Annotated in this window: 12 protein-coding genes; 9 read left to right on the top strand and 3 right to left on the bottom strand. The window is 68.2% G+C overall.

Annotated elements, in window-relative coordinates; genetic code table 11:
- Window positions 1–73: 73 nt before the first annotated feature.
- The 3 genes from ACS5PK_RS16775 to ACS5PK_RS16765 all read right to left on the bottom strand — a co-directional run bounded on the left by ACS5PK_RS16775 (window position 74) and on the right by ACS5PK_RS16765 (window position 3,766).
- The gene (locus ACS5PK_RS16775) at window positions 74–1,549 is read right to left on the bottom strand and encodes a sodium:solute symporter family protein (protein WP_439441402.1); all 1,476 of its coding nucleotides are present in this window, start codon (window positions 1,547–1,549) and stop codon (window positions 74–76) included.
- Between the two features lie 118 nt (window positions 1,550–1,667).
- Window positions 1,668–3,239 carry a ubiquinone biosynthesis regulatory protein kinase UbiB gene (gene ubiB, locus ACS5PK_RS16770; protein ID WP_439441401.1) on the bottom strand — a complete coding sequence of 524 codons (1,572 nt, stop codon included), beginning with the start codon at window positions 3,237–3,239 and terminating at the stop codon, window positions 1,668–1,670.
- Between the two features lie 11 nt (window positions 3,240–3,250).
- Entirely contained in the window at window positions 3,251–3,766 is a 516-nt protein-coding gene (locus tag ACS5PK_RS16765) for a hypothetical protein (RefSeq protein WP_439441400.1), read from the bottom strand.
- A 142-nt stretch (window positions 3,767–3,908) separates the two neighbouring features.
- Between ACS5PK_RS16765 and ACS5PK_RS16760 the strand changes: the two genes are divergently transcribed.
- From ACS5PK_RS16760 to wecB, 9 genes are all read left to right on the top strand, one after another.
- Window positions 3,909–5,303, top strand: coding sequence for an undecaprenyl-phosphate glucose phosphotransferase (locus ACS5PK_RS16760; RefSeq protein ID WP_439441399.1), 1,395 nt, complete (start codon window positions 3,909–3,911; stop codon window positions 5,301–5,303).
- A gap of 34 nt (window positions 5,304–5,337) precedes the next feature.
- Window positions 5,338–6,570: a hypothetical protein gene (locus ACS5PK_RS16755; protein ID WP_439441398.1), complete on the top strand. Its 1,233-nt coding sequence runs from the start codon at window positions 5,338–5,340 to the stop codon at window positions 6,568–6,570.
- A 17-nt stretch (window positions 6,571–6,587) separates the two neighbouring features.
- The gene (galE, locus tag ACS5PK_RS16750; protein WP_439441397.1) at window positions 6,588–7,601 is read left to right on the top strand and encodes a UDP-glucose 4-epimerase GalE; all 1,014 of its coding nucleotides are present in this window, start codon (window positions 6,588–6,590) and stop codon (window positions 7,599–7,601) included.
- Window positions 7,602–7,664: 63 nt separating this feature from the next.
- Window positions 7,665–9,104 (top strand): mannose-1-phosphate guanylyltransferase/mannose-6-phosphate isomerase, encoded by a 1,440-nt coding sequence (locus tag ACS5PK_RS16745; RefSeq protein ID WP_439441396.1) that lies wholly within the window; start codon window positions 7,665–7,667, stop codon window positions 9,102–9,104.
- Window positions 9,105–9,164: 60 nt separating this feature from the next.
- A complete protein-coding gene (rfbB, locus tag ACS5PK_RS16740) occupies window positions 9,165–10,223 on the top strand; it encodes a dTDP-glucose 4,6-dehydratase (RefSeq protein ID WP_439441395.1) in 1,059 nt (352 codons plus the stop codon).
- A complete protein-coding gene (gene rfbD / locus ACS5PK_RS16735; RefSeq protein ID WP_439441394.1) occupies window positions 10,220–11,110 on the top strand; it encodes a dTDP-4-dehydrorhamnose reductase in 891 nt (296 codons plus the stop codon). Before rfbB ends, rfbD begins: the two co-directional genes overlap by 4 nt.
- A 79-nt stretch (window positions 11,111–11,189) precedes the next feature.
- Window positions 11,190–12,077, top strand: coding sequence for a glucose-1-phosphate thymidylyltransferase RfbA (rfbA, locus tag ACS5PK_RS16730; protein ID WP_439441393.1), 888 nt, complete (start codon window positions 11,190–11,192; stop codon window positions 12,075–12,077).
- Window positions 12,074–12,622 (top strand): dTDP-4-dehydrorhamnose 3,5-epimerase, encoded by a 549-nt coding sequence (gene rfbC, locus ACS5PK_RS16725; RefSeq protein WP_439441392.1) that lies wholly within the window; start codon window positions 12,074–12,076, stop codon window positions 12,620–12,622. Before rfbA ends, rfbC begins: the two co-directional genes overlap by 4 nt.
- Window positions 12,623–12,740: 118 nt before the next feature.
- Complete coding sequence (gene wecB, locus ACS5PK_RS16720; RefSeq protein ID WP_439441391.1) at window positions 12,741–13,844, top strand: non-hydrolyzing UDP-N-acetylglucosamine 2-epimerase; 1,104 nt, start codon at window positions 12,741–12,743, stop codon at window positions 13,842–13,844.
- The last annotated feature ends 194 nt before the right edge of the window (window positions 13,845–14,038 follow it).

The following is a 14,038-nucleotide window of genomic DNA, read 5'->3' as shown; positions in this document are numbered from 1 at the left end:
ATCCGCAGGGCCCAGATGCGGGCCTTTGCCGCGCTTTCAAGCCCTGGCCAAGCCGCCTCCAGGGCAGCGGACCTCAGGCCTGGGCCTCGTCCGGCAGGCCCTTGACGTGGTGCTTGTGCTCGTGGCGGTTCTTCAGCCACTGCGGGGCCAGCGAACCAAAGACCATGGCCACGATGCCCGTCAGCAGGCCGGCCAGCTGGCCCGGGAAGACCTCGCCCAGCACGCTGACCTGGGGCAGGAAGGCGATCCACACCCCTATGCCCCCGACCAGGGAGAAGATGGCGCCCTGGGTGGTCGCGCGGCTCCAGTACAGGCCGAAGACCAGGGGCACGAAGGCGCCGACCAGGGTCACCTGGTAGGCCGAGGACACCAGCTCGTAGATCGAGGTGCCCTTCATCGCGATGGCATAGGCCAGCACCAGGCCGGCAAAGATGATGATGGTCAGGCGCATGGACAGCAGCTGCTGCTTGTCGCCCATGTGCGGCCGCAGGTTCTTCAGGATGTTCTCCACGAAGCTGGTCGAGGGCGCCAGCAGCGTGGCCGAGGAGGTGCTCTTGATGGCTGACAGCAGGGCCCCGAAGAACAGAATCTGCATGAGCAGGGGCATCTTGGTCAGCACGAAGGTGGGCAGCAGCTTCTGGTAGTCGTCCTTGGCGATGTCCAGGGCCTCCTGGCCCATCACCACCACGGCGCTGGCCACGATGAACATGGGCACGGCGGCGAAGAGGATGTAGCTGGCGCCGCCTATCATGGCGCCGTTGCGGGCGGTCTTCTCGTCCTTGGCGGACATGACGCGCTGGAACACGTCCTGCTGCGGGATGGAGCCCAGCATCATGGTCACGGCCGCGCCGATGAACATGGCCACGTCCGTGAACTTGGGCTCGGGCAGGAACTTGAACAGCTCCTTGTTCTGGGCCAGGTCCAGCACCTTGCCCGCGCCGCCAGCCAGGTCCGCCGAGAACACGGCGATCACCGACAGGCCGACCACCAGCACGATCATCTGGATGAAGTCCGTCCAGGCCACGGCCAGGAAGCCACCGATCACGACGTAGATCAGCACGGCCAGCGTGCCGACGATCATGCCAGCGGTCTCGCTCATGGCGCCGTTGGTCAGCACCGAAAAGACCAGCCCCAGGGCCGTGATCTGCGCCGCCACCCAGCCCAGGTAGCTCAGGATGATGGCCGCCGAGCAGAACACCTCCACGCCCTTGCCGTAGCGCTGGCGGTAGAAGTCGCCGATGGTCAGCAGGTTCTGGCGGTAGAGCTTGGTCGCGAAGAAGGCGCCCACCAGGATCAGGCAGGTGCCGGCGCCGAAGGGGTCTTCCACGATGGCGTTGAGGCCGCCCTGCACGAACTTGGCGGGGATGCCCATCACGGTCTCGGCGCCGAACCAGGTCGCGAAGGTGGTCGTGATGACCATGATCAGCGGCAGGCTGCGGCCGGCGATGGCGAAGTCGCTGGTGTTCTTGATGCGGGTACCGGCCCAGACGCCCAGGGCCAGGGTGCCCAGCAGGTAGAGCACGACAAAGACGATCAGCGTGGTGTTCATGTCAGAGGCCCCGGCTGAAGGGCGTGGCAAAAGAATCGGGAGGTGCGCCCGACACGGTCGGATCGGCGCTCAAAAGCGCGCATTATCCGCGAGCCGGGGGCGAAATCGCCCCCCGGCTTCAATGCATCAGGGAAGTCCAGAAGCGCAGGAGCCAGGGCGTGGCCAGCAGGCCCAGCACGAAGCCGCCCAGGGCCAGCAGGAAGCCCATCAGCAGGCGGTTGGTGCGGCGCTGTTCCACCAGCAGGGCACGCAGCACGGCGGCCTCCTCGCCGGACTGGCCCTGGCGCTTCAGTGCGTCATGCAGCAGGCGGGGAAACTCCGGGAAGAACTGCGCATAGCGCGGCGCTTCCTTCTTGATGCCGTTGAGCAGGGCCCGCCAGCCCACCTGCTCGTTCATCCAGCGCTCCAGGAAGGGCTTGGCCGTGGCCCAGAGGTCCAGCTCAGGGTCCAGCTGCCGGCCCAGGCCCTCGATATTGAGCAGGGTCTTCTGCAGCAGCACCAGCTGGGGCTGGATCTCCACATTGAAGCGGCGCGAGGTCTGGAACAGGCGCATCAGCACCTGGCCCAGGGAGATGTCCTTCAGCGGCCGGTCGAAGTGCGGCTCGCAGACCGCCCGGACCGCACCCTCCAGCTCATCGACCCGCGTGGAGGCCGGCACCCAGCCAGACTCGATGTGCAGCTCGGCCACGCGCTTGTAGTCACGTCGGAAGAAGGCGATGAAGTTCTGCGCCAGGTATTCCTTGTCGACCTCGGTCAGCGTGCCGATGATGCCGAAGTCCAGGGCGATGTAGCGGCCGAAGGTGGCCGGATCCAGGCTCACCTGGATGTTGCCCGGGTGCATGTCGGCGTGGAAGAAGCCGTCGCGGAAGACCTGGGTGAAGAAGATGGTGACACCGTCGCGCGCCAGCTTGGGGATGTCCACCCCCGCCTCGCGCAGGCGCTGGGTCTGCGAGATGGGTACGCCGTGCATGCGCTGCATCACGATGACCTGCTGGGTGCACAGCTCCCAGATCATCTCGGGCACCAGGACCAGGCCCAGGCCGTCCATATTGCGGCGCAGCTGGGTGGCGTTGGCCGCCTCGCGCACCAGGTCCAGCTCGTCGTGCAGGTAGTTGTTGAACTCGGCCACCACCTCGCGGGGCTTCAGGCGCCGGCCATCGGCCGAGACACGCTCCACCCAGCCGGCCAGCGTGCGCAGCAGGGCAAGATCGTCCTCGATGACATCCAGCATGCCCGGGCGCAGCACCTTCACCGCCACCTCGCGCCCGTCCTTGAGCGTGGCGAAGTGCACCTGGGCGATGGAGGCGCTGGCCACCGGCTCGGCCTCGAAGGTGGCAAAAAGATCCTCGATGCGCTGGCCGAAGGCCTTCTCCACCAGGGCGCGGGACTGCGCCGCCGGGAAGGGTGGCACCCGGTCCTGGAGCTTGGCCAGCTCCTCGACCATGTCATCGGGCACGAGGTCGCGCCGGGTGGACAGCACCTGGCCGAACTTGACGAAGATGGGGCCGAGCTGCTCCAGCGCCAGGCGCAGACGCACGCCACGCGGCAGCTCCCAGGCCCGCCCCAGGGACACCATGCGATGCAGCAGGCCCAGCAGCCGGTGGCGGCGAAAGCCGGACAGCGCCAGCTCATCCAGGCCGTACTTGAAGATGGTCCAGCTGATGACCAGCAGGCGGGCGAAATAGCGCATGGTGGGCGATCTCAGGCGCCGCGGGACTTCATCAGCCCGGCGGCACCCCGCGCCAGGGCACCACAGGCCTGGGCCGCGGCCTCACCCCAGCGGGCCAGTTGGCGGGCAGGCAGAGGGCCGACCAGCTTGGCCAGGTCGTCTTCGATGTCCCAGCGCAGGTTGTCCATCAACCAGCTGATGTCGCCGGCCAGGGCGGCGTCGCCCTGCACCTGCACGCCGGGCTTGGTGCCACTGAGGGCGCCCAGGGCCAGGGCCGCCGGGTTGCTGGCATCGACCTCGATGCGCAGGGCCTCCTGCGGCGCGCCGTCCAGACGCTCCAGCAGGCCGGCAGGCGTGATGGCCAGCAGCATGTCCGGCGCCGCTGGCAGCAGGGCCGGCCAGCCGGCCAGATGCACGCGCAGCACGCGGCCCGCGTGGGGGCGCAGGCGGTCCGTCGCCACGCTTTCGCGGGAGAGGACGTGGTTGAGCAGGAGGGCGATGCGGTCCTGCACCGCCGGCGCGAGAAGCGTCGACCAGTCTTGAATCATGGGCGGATTGTAGGCAGGCCGGCCGCGAGGAGCCTGCAGAGGGTCAAGACCCGACCCCCTCAACGTCTTGAGGGAGAATCGACCGCCGGCCGGCCCAGCAGGACCTGGGCTGTGCACACCCGGCGCCCGGAGCCCCAGCCAGATGTTCGAGGACCGCAGCCACACCAGAACTTTCTACAGCGCCCCCCAGTCGGTCCCGGCCTTGGTCGCGGCCTTTCTGGAGCCCGGCATCACCGTCGCCGTCTTCCTGGCCGTCAATGCCTGGTTCGGCGAGCCCGTCATCCGGGCCAGCTACGTGTTGTGCCTGCTCGTCCTCACCCTCACCTTTCCCGGCCGGGACCGCTTCTCCACCCATCCGGTCAGCGCCATCACCGACATCCTCAGCGCCTGGGCCGTGCTGCTGGCCATCCTCTGGAGCTTCGGCTACGCCACCAGCAGCCTGGGCTACTTTGATGCCCGCGTGCTGACCTGGTGGGCCGTGCTGACGCCCCTGCTGCAGTGGGCCAGCGTGGGGCTGGGCCACCGGCTGCTTCGCTGGCGGGCTCGCCAGCCGCAGGCGCGCAGCGCAGCCGTGATCGTGGGTGCCGGTGCCCTGGGGGCCAAGGTCGCCCGGGCATTGCAGACTGACGGCACCCACGGCCGGGAGCTGCTGGGCTACTTCGACGACCGGCGCGGCGAGCGCGTCCATGCCGAGGCCCGGGAGCACCACCTGGGCGCGCTGGACGGGCTGGCGGACTACATCCGCGCCCACAATGTCCGCGAGGTCTACATCACACTGCCCCTGGGCTCCCAGCCCCGCATCGTGACCCTGCTGGAGCGACTGCAGGGCACGACGGCCTCGCTGTTCTTCGTGCCCGACGTGTTCGGCATCAGCATCATCCAGGGTCGGTTGCAGGATCTCAACGGCATGGCGGTCGTCGGCATTTGTGACACGCCCTTCACCGGCAGCAACGAACTGGTCAAGCGCATCAGCGATCTGGTGCTGGCCAGTCTGATCCTGCTGCTGGTAGCGCCGCTGATGCTGCTGATCGCCCTGGGCGTCAAGCTCAGCTCGCCTGGGCCGGTGCTCTACAAGCAGCGGCGCAATGGCCTGGACGGCGAGGAGATCAAGGTCTACAAGTTCCGATCGATGCGCGTCATGGAAGCCGGGGACGAGATCCGGCAAGCCACCCGCGACGACCCCCGCATCACGCCCTTCGGCGCCTTCCTGCGCCGCACCTCGCTGGACGAGCTGCCGCAGTTCTTCAATGTGCTGCAGGGGCGAATGAGCATCGTCGGGCCGCGCCCGCATGCCGTGGCCCACAACGAGCAGTACCGCGAGCTGATCAAAGCCTACATGGTCCGACACAAGGTCAAGCCCGGGATCACGGGATGGGCCCAGGTCAATGGCCTGCGCGGGGAGACCGATACTCTGGACAAGATGCGCGCACGGGTCGAATACGATCTGGAGTACCTGCGCAACTGGTCGCTAGGCCTGGACCTGCAGATCATCGCGCGCACCATCCGCCTGGTGGTGTTCGATCGCAATGCCTATTGAACACCCCGCAAGCCAACCCCTGCCGAAGCCACCCATGCCCTCAGTCATCAGCCGCCGCCCCGCCCTGCGCGCAGTCTCGCTGTCATGCCTGCTCGCCCTGCAGGCGATGGGCCAGGCGGCAGGCGCCGAGACCAATCCTTACTACCTCGGCGTGGGTGCGGGGCTGACGCATGTGTCCAACCTCTACAGGCTCGGTGAAGCCAGCCCGCACAGCAGCGACTGGGTAGGCAGCGCCAGTCTGAGGGCCGGAGTGGACCAGACCTTCGGCCGCCAGCGCCTGGTGCTGGATGCCGCCCTGCGCCAGCAGCGCTACCGGCACAACAGCGCCCTGAACAACAGCGGCTACAGCCTCTCGGGCGGCTACAGCTGGGAGGCCTTCGAGAAGCTCAGCGGCACCCTGGGCGGCAGCGCCAGCCGCTCGCTCGCAGCCTTCAATCCCGGCGACCGGCCCAGCGTGGTCGAGCGCAACGAGCAGCACAACGAGCAGCTCAATGCCCAGGTCCGCTACGGCCTTGGGGGCGCCTGGCAGGTGGAGGGCGGCGCCGGGTGGCTGCGCGAACGCTACAGCCTGGCCAGCTACCGCCCCTACAACTACCGCCAGCACAGCAGCAATCTGGGCCTCAACTATCGCCCGCGCCCCGGCCTGCGCCTGGGCCTCAGCGGCCGCATGACCCGGGGCAGCTACTATGAACGCGTGGTCGCCGGCAGCATCGGCGAGGACCTGGACCGCAAGGAACTGGGCCTGGCCCTGGACTGGGAACCCGGCGGCGCCAGCAGCTACAACGCCCGCCTGGGTCACGCCCGCACGACCTATGGCGCCAGCGCCGGCAACAACGTCAGCGGCCTGACCGCCTCGCTGCAATGGAACTGGCAGCCCAGCACCAAGCTGCGCCTGTCCTCCCAACTGGCCCGCGACGCGGGGCTGGACAGCAGCAGCATGCTCTCCGGCCTGGTGCGCACCGAAAACAACCGCAGCAGCACCTCGCTGCGCTTCAGCCTGGACTACGAGCTGTCGGCCAAGATCGCCCTCAACGCCGCCCTGCTGAACACCCGCCGCGAGCTGCGCTACACCAGCAATCTGGGCCAGGCCATCGAGGGCCATGACAGCAACCGCGTGCTGACCCTGGGCGCCAGTTGGACGCCCTGGCGCAACACCCAGCTGGGCTGCCAGTACTCGCATGAGCAGCGCAGCAGTGCATCGACCCAGTTCTCCCTGCCCTACAGCGCCAATGCCTTTGGCTGCAGCGCACAGCTGATGCTTCGCTGAACCCCACCGAGACTCCCATGGCCAAGATCCTGCTGACCGGCGCTGCCGGCTACATCGCATCCCACACCTGGCTGGCCCTGCAGGCCGCCGGGCATGAGGTGGTGGGCATCGACAACTTCTCCAACAGCTCGCCCCTGGTGCTGGAGCGCCTGCGCGAGCTCAGCGGCCAGGCGCCGGTCTTCGAGCAGGTCGACGTTTGCACGCCGGCCCTTGCCCAGGTCTTCGAGCGCCACCGCCCCGATGCCGTCGTGCACTTTGCCGCCTTCAAGGCGGTGGGCGAGTCCACCCAGCAGCCGCTGCGCTACTACCGGAACAACATCGGAAGCCTGGTCAACGTCTGCGAGACCATGCAGCAGCACGGCTGCCGCCGCATCGTGTTCAGCTCCAGCGCCACGGTCTATGGGGTGCCCGAGCGCCTGCCACTGACCGAGGACGCCCCGGTCAGCGCCGTGAACCCCTATGGCGCGACCAAGCTGATGGGCGAGACCATCCTGCGCGACCAGGGCGCCTGCGACCCGCTGTGGCAGTCCGCCTGCCTGCGCTACTTCAACCCCGTCGGCGCGCACGAGAGCGGCCGCATCGGCGAGGACCCCCGCGGCATCCCCAACAACCTCATGCCCTATGTGGCGCAGGTGGCCGTCGGACGGCGTGAGCGCCTGCAGGTCTTTGGCAGTGACTACGACACGCCGGACGGCACGGGCGTGCGCGACTACATCCACGTCTGCGATCTCGCCGAGGGCCACGTGGCCGCCCTGCGCCGCCTGCTGGACCAGCCCGGCTCGCTGACCGTCAATCTGGGCACCGGCCGGGGCTACAGCGTGCTGGAGGTGGTCAAGGCCTACGAGCAGGCCAGCGGCCGGCCCGTGCCCTACGACATCGTGGCCCGCCGCCCTGGCGACGTGGCCGCCTGCTATGCCGACCCCGCCCAGGCGCAGGCCCTGCTGGGCTGGCGGGCACAGCACGACCTGCAACGCATGTGCGAGGACAGCTGGCGCTGGCAGTCGATGAACCCCCAGGGCTTCCAGGCCTGACCCTTCGGACACCGTCCGGATGCCCGCACCTGCCGGCATCCCGGCCGCCCCCAGAGAACGATCATGAGCATCCTCCAGATCCAACCCGTCATCATGGCCGGCGGCAGCGGCACGCGCCTGTGGCCGCTGTCCCGTGCGGGCTTCCCCAAGCAGTTCCTGGTGCTGTCCGGCACGCAGAGCCTGTTCCAGCAGGCGGTGCAGCGCGTGGCCGGCCTGGCCTCGGCCGACATCAGTGCCCTGCCCGCCCTCATCGTGGGCAACGAGGAGCACCGCTTCCTGGTCCTGGACCAGCTGCGTGACGCCAGGATCCAGACCGCCGCCGTGCTGCTGGAGCCCGTGGGCCGCAACACCGCGCCCGCCGTGAGCCTGGCCGCCCTGCAGGCCCTGGCCGCAGGCCAGGACCCGGTGCTGGTCGTGACGCCAGCCGACCAGACCGTGGTCGACGAAGCCGCCTTCACCGCCGCCCTGCAGCGCGCCGTGCGCCAGGCCGCGGAAGGGGGCATCGTGATCCTGGGCATCACGCCGGACCGGCCCGAGACCGGCTTCGGCTACATCAAGAGCCAGGCCCAGGGCGAGCAATGGCGCGTGGAGCGATTCGTCGAGAAGCCCGACCTCGCCACCGCCGAGGCCTACCTGGCTTCGGGCGACTACTTCTGGAACAGCGGCATGTTCGTGATGCGCGCCAGCACCTGGCTGCAGGCCTTGCTGCGCTTCCGGCCGGACATCGACGTGGCCACCCGCGCCGCCTTCGCGGGCGCCCAGCCCGACGGCCTCTTCGTGCGACCCGACAAGGCCCTCTTCGCCGCCGTGCCGGCCGAATCGGTGGACTACGCCGTGATGGAGCACTGCCCGGGCAGCGACATCCCCTTGCACATGGTCCCGCTGGATGCCGGCTGGAACGACCTCGGCGCCTGGGATGCCGTCTGGCAGGTCGCGCCCAAGGACGCCGCGGGCAATGCCACCGTGGGTGACGCCATCGTGGCCGACAGCCACAACACCCTGGTCCATGCGACCAGCCGCCTGGTCAGCGCCGTCGGCCTGGACAACATCGTCATCGTCGAGACCGCCGATGCCGTGCTGGTGGCCGATCGCAGCAAGAGCCAGGACGTCAAGAAGATCGTCAGCCAGCTCAGCGAGCGCCAGCGCGCCGAGCAGAACCTGCACCGCAAGGTCTACCGCCCCTGGGGCTGGTACGACAGCATCGACATGGGCGAGCGCTTCCAGGTCAAGCGCATCATGGTCAAGCCCGGCGCCTCCCTGAGCCTGCAGATGCACCACCACCGCGCCGAGCACTGGATCGTGGTCTCCGGCACCGCCGAGATCACCAACGGGGACCAGGTGCTGCTGTTGTCCGAGAACCAGAGCACCTACATCCCCCTGGGCCAGGTCCACCGCCTGGCCAATCCGGGCAAGGTGCCGCTGGAAATCATCGAAGTGCAGTCGGGCTCCTACCTGGGAGAGGACGATATTGTCCGTTTTGATGACAGTTATGGACGGAAATGAAGCGCTGCCCCTCCGCTAGGATGAGCGTCCACCGTGGCAGTCTTGCCCTGAGGTCCTGACATGACAATCCTGGTCACCGGCGGCGCCGGTTTCATCGGCAGCAATTTCATCCTGGACTGGCTGGCCCAGTCGGACGAGCCGGTGGTCAATCTGGACGCCCTCACCTATGCGGGCAATCTGGAGAACCTGGCCACGCTGCGCGGCGATGCCCGCCACATCTTCGTGCAGGGCGACATCTGCGACCGCCCCCTGGTCGAAGGCTTGCTCGCCCAGCACCGGCCGCGCGCGCTGATCCACTTCGCCGCAGAGAGCCATGTGGACCGCTCCATCAGCGGCCCTGGCGCCTTCATCAAGACCAATATCGAGGGCAGCTATACCCTCCTGGAAGCAGCCCGCCAGCATTGGCAGGGCCTGCCCGAGGGCGAGCGCCAGGCATTCCGCTTCCACCATGTCTCCACCGACGAGGTCTATGGTTCGCTGAAGCCCGAAGATCCTGCCTTCGCCGAGACCCATCCCTACGAACCCAACAGCCCCTACTCGGCCTCCAAGGCCGCCAGCGACCACCTGGTGCGCGCCTGGCACCACACCTACGGCCTGCCGGTGCTGACCACCAACTGCTCCAACAACTACGGGCCCTACCACTTCCCCGAGAAGCTGATCCCGCTGATGATCGTCAACGCCCTCGCGGGCAAGCCCCTGCCCGTGTATGGCGACGGCCAGCAGATCCGCGACTGGCTCTATGTGCGCGACCACGCCTCGGCCCTGCGCGCCGTGCTGGCTGGCGGTCGCGTGGGAGAGACCTACAACATCGGCGGCTGGAACGAGATGGCCAACATCGACATCGTCAAGACGGTGTGCGCCCTGCTGGACGAGCTGCGGCCCGATGCGGCCGGCCCCTATGCCCGCCTGATCACCTATGTAAAGGACCGGCCCGGCCACGACCGCCGCTACGCCATCGACGCTCGCAAGATCGAGCGCGAACTGGGCTGGCGCCCCGCGGAGACCTTTGCCAGCGGCATCCGCAAGACGGTGCAGTGGTACCTGGACCACCCTGAATGGGTGCAGCGGGTGCAATCCGGCGCCTACCGCGACTGGGTACAGCAACACTACGGCGCATGAAGATCCTCCTGCTCGGCGCCAACGGCCAGCTCGGCTGGGAGCTGCAACGGGCGCTGGCGCCGCTGGGCGAGCTGCACTGCCCGGGCCGGGCCGAGGGCGCTGATCTCGCCGAGCCCGAACGGCTCGAGGCCCTGGCCCGTGCCCTGGCGCCCGCGGTCATCGTCAATGCGGCGGCCTATACCGCGGTCGACAAGGCAGAGGGCGAGCCTGCGCTGGCCCACCGCATCAACGCAGAAGCCGTCGCCCGCCTGGCCGGCGTGGCCAGCGACACGCAGGCGCTGCTGCTGCACTACAGCAGCGACTACGTCTTCGATGGCAGCGGCCAGGACCCACGCGATGAGCAGGCCGCGACAGGCCCCCTGAGCGTCTACGGCCAGACCAAGCTGGCGGGCGAGCAGGCCATACAGGCCAGCGGCTGTCGCCACCTCATCCTGCGCACGTCCTGGGTCCACGCCGCCCGCGGCGGCAATTTCGCCAAGACCATGGTGAAACTGGCCCGCGAGCGCGAGCAGCTGCGAGTCATCGCCGACCAGATCGGCGCACCAACGGGGGCGGAGCTGCTGGCGGATGTCAGCGCCCATGCCTTGCGTGCCCTGGCCGCGGCGCCCGGGCTGGGCGGCCTCTACCACGTCAGCGCACGCGGCGAGACCAGCTGGCATGGTTATGCCCGTCTGGTGCTGGAAGAGGCCCTGGCCCTCGGGCAGTCCTTGAAGGTCCGCCCCGAAGCCGTCGAGGCCATCCCCAGCGCGGACTACCCCACGCCGGCTCGCCGGCCATTGAACTCGCGCCTGGATTGCCGCAGGTTCGAGGCGGCCTTCGGCCTGCGGCTACCGCCCTGGGAGTCCGGCGTACGGCGCATGCTGCGGGAATGGCTGGGCGAGCCCTGAGAACTCCGGGCAAAACAGCCGCCTCATCCGGCGCTGATCATGCCGCCGTCATGGCATGCTCTGGGCCTCGGAGGTCTGCATGAAGAAGCGCAAAGGCATCATCCTGGCTGGAGGCTCGGGCACCCGGCTGCATCCCGCCACGCTGGCGATGAGCAAGCAATTGCTGCCGGTCTATGACAAGCCCATGGTCTATTACCCGCTGAGCACGCTGATGCTGGGCGGCATGCAGGACATCCTGCTCATCAGCACCCCCCAGGACCTGCCGCGCTTCGAGGCTCTGCTGGGCGACGGCTCGCGCTGGGGGCTGAACCTGCAGTACTGCGTGCAGCCCAGTCCCGACGGCCTGGCCCAGGCCTTCCTGCTGGGCCGCTCCTTCCTGGACGGCGCACCCTCGGCCCTGGTGCTGGGAGACAACATCTTCTACGGGCACGACTTCCAGAACATCCTGCAGCACGCGGCGGACACCTCGGTGGGCGCCACGGTGTTCGCCTACCACGTCAATGATCCCGAGCGCTACGGCGTGGTCGAGTTCGGTCCTGACCTGCAAGCCATTTCCATCGAGGAAAAGCCCAGGCAGCCCAAGAGCAATTACGCCGTCACGGGCCTGTACTTCTACGACGAGCAGGTCTGCGACATCGCCGCCGACATTCGCCCCAGCGCCCGCGGCGAGCTGGAGATCACCGACGTCAATGCCACCTATCTGCGCCAGCAGCAGCTGCAGGTGGAGATCATGGGGCGGGGCTACGCCTGGCTCGACACCGGCACCCACGACAGCCTGCTCGATGCCAGCCAGTTCATTGCGACGCTGGAAAAGCGCCAGGGCCTGAAGGTCGCCTGCCCGGAAGAAGTCGCCTTCCGCAACGGCTGGATCGACGCGGGCCAGCTGGAGCTTCTGGCCAAGCCCATGCTGAAGAATGGCTACGGCCAGTACCTGATGAAGCTGCTGCGCGAACGGGCCGGCGGATGAAGATCACGCCCACCTCGCTTCCCGAGGTCCTGCTGCTCGAACCGCGCGTCTTCGGCGATGCGCGCGGCTTCTTCCTGGAGAGCTGGAACCAGCAGGCCTTCGACCAGGCCGTGGGGCAGGAGGTCCGCTTCGTCCAGGACAACCACTCACGCTCCGCGCGCGGGGTGCTGCGCGGTCTGCACTACCAGCGCGCGCCGCATGCCCAGGGCAAGCTGGTGCGCGTGGCTCAGGGGCGTGTCTTTGACGTGGCCGTGGACCTGCGCCGCGACAGCCCCCGTTTCGGCCGCTGGGTCGGCACCGAGCTCAGCAGCGACAACCACCGCCAACTCTGGATCCCGCCCGGCTTCGCCCATGGTTTCCTGGTGCTCAGCGACAGTGCCGACTTTCTCTACAAGACCAGCGACTATTACGCCCCCGCCAGCGAAGCCTGCGTGGCCTGGGACGACCCGGACATCGGCATCCAATGGCCGCTGGAAGACCTGAAGCCCCTGCTGGCGGACAAGGACCGACAGGCACCCGGCCTGGCCAGCACCCCGGGTTTCTGAGCGCAGGGCGCCAGCGCGCGCGACCCGCCCCTCGTCTGCGGGGAGGCAGGCCGCCGGAGCGCGGTCCGGGCAGCCCCCCCGCCTAGAATGCCCGGCAACAACGCATCTGGCCTGTCCCATGTCCAAACCCTGCATCCATCTCGTCGCCGGCGCCCGCCCCAACTTCATGAAGATCGCGCCCATCGTGCGGGCGCTGCAGGCCGATGGCCGCCTGGCCTGGAAGATCGTGCACACCGGCCAGCACTACGACCGGGACATGAATGACGTCTTCTTCGAGGAGCTCGGCATTCCCCAGCCCGACGTGCGCCTGGGCTGCGGCGGCGGCAGCCATGCTGCCCAGACCGGCAAGATCATGCAAGCCTACGAGGACCTGGTGAACGCCGAGAAGCCCGCCGCCTGCCTGGTCGTGGGCGACGTGAACTCCACCCTGGCCTGCTCGGTCGTGGCCAAGAAGGCCTGCGTGCCGGTGGCCCATGTGGAAGCGGGCCTGCGCAGCGGCGACATGAGCATGCCCGAGGAAATCAACCGCCTGGTGACGGACGCCATCTCCGACTGGTTCTTCGTCACCGAGCCCAGCGGCTACGAACACCTCAAGCGCGAAGGCAAGGACATGTCCATCGTCTACGACGTGGGCCATGTGATGGTCGACAACGTGCTCTTCCAGGCCGAGAAGCTCAAGACCATGGACACCTCGGGCCTGGAGACCGACGCCTACAAGAAGGCCCACCCGCGCTACGGCGTGGTGACTCTGCACCGGCCCTCCAACGTCGACAGCGCCGAGGCCCTGGAGCGCATCGCCACCGTGCTGCGCACGGTCTCGGAAGAACTGCCGCTGATCTTCCCGGTGCACCCGCGCACCCGCGCCAACATCGAGAAGTTCGGCGTCGACCTGGGTCGCAACGTCACCCTGATGCGTCCGCAGGCCTACATGTCCTTCCTGCATTTGTGGAAGGACGCCGTCGTCGTGCTGACCGACAGCGGCGGCCTGCAGGAAGAGACCACCGCCCTGGGCGTTCCCTGCATCACCATGCGCGAGAACACCGAGCGCCCGGTCACCGTCGATGAAGGCAGCAATGTGCTGGCCGGCACCGACCCCGCCAAGATCATCCCCCTGGCCCTGGACGCCATCCGCCACGGCGGCAAGCGCGGGCGCCGCCCAGCCCTGTGGGACGGCAAGGCGGCCGAGCGCATCGTGGCCATCCTGGCCGAAAAGCTGCTCTGATCAGGCCGGCAGCCGATATCTGGCAGCACCCATGACAAAGGGCCGCGCAGTGCGCGGCCCTTTTGCTTGCCTTGACCCGTCCTGCCCAGCGTTGACACATTTGCACCCGAGAGAGGGCAGATGTGATGGATACAGGGATCAAGCGCACCCAGCGCGACTACACGATGGCCTTTAAGTTGGCGGTGGTCGAGCAG

The organism is Roseateles sp. DB2, from assembly GCF_051857535.1.
Taxonomy (GTDB): Bacteria; Pseudomonadota; Gammaproteobacteria; order Burkholderiales; family Burkholderiaceae_C; genus Roseateles_B.
The sequence above is the reverse complement of the archived record's forward strand: the minus strand, read 5'-3'. Positions and strand labels throughout refer to the sequence as shown.

What these genes read in the sequence shown, in the direction of transcription:
- ACS5PK_RS16775 (WP_439441402.1), bottom strand. Translation starts at nt 1,549, where the DNA reads ATGAACACCACGCTGATCGTCTTTGTCGTGCTCTACCTGCTGGGCACC.
- ubiB (WP_439441401.1), bottom strand. Translation starts at nt 3,239, where the DNA reads ATGCGCTATTTCGCCCGCCTGCTGGTCATCAGCTGGACCATCTTCAAG.
- ACS5PK_RS16765 (WP_439441400.1), bottom strand. Translation starts at nt 3,766, where the DNA reads ATGATTCAAGACTGGTCGACGCTTCTCGCGCCGGCGGTGCAGGACCGC.
- ACS5PK_RS16760 (WP_439441399.1), top strand. Translation starts at nt 3,909, where the DNA reads ATGTTCGAGGACCGCAGCCACACCAGAACTTTCTACAGCGCCCCCCAG.
- ACS5PK_RS16755 (WP_439441398.1), top strand. Translation starts at nt 5,338, where the DNA reads ATGCCCTCAGTCATCAGCCGCCGCCCCGCCCTGCGCGCAGTCTCGCTG.
- galE (WP_439441397.1), top strand. Translation starts at nt 6,588, where the DNA reads ATGGCCAAGATCCTGCTGACCGGCGCTGCCGGCTACATCGCATCCCAC.
- ACS5PK_RS16745 (WP_439441396.1), top strand. Translation starts at nt 7,665, where the DNA reads ATGAGCATCCTCCAGATCCAACCCGTCATCATGGCCGGCGGCAGCGGC.
- rfbB (WP_439441395.1), top strand. Translation starts at nt 9,165, where the DNA reads ATGACAATCCTGGTCACCGGCGGCGCCGGTTTCATCGGCAGCAATTTC.
- rfbD (WP_439441394.1), top strand. Translation starts at nt 10,220, where the DNA reads ATGAAGATCCTCCTGCTCGGCGCCAACGGCCAGCTCGGCTGGGAGCTG.
- rfbA (WP_439441393.1), top strand. Translation starts at nt 11,190, where the DNA reads ATGAAGAAGCGCAAAGGCATCATCCTGGCTGGAGGCTCGGGCACCCGG.
- rfbC (WP_439441392.1), top strand. Translation starts at nt 12,074, where the DNA reads ATGAAGATCACGCCCACCTCGCTTCCCGAGGTCCTGCTGCTCGAACCG.
- wecB (WP_439441391.1), top strand. Translation starts at nt 12,741, where the DNA reads ATGTCCAAACCCTGCATCCATCTCGTCGCCGGCGCCCGCCCCAACTTC.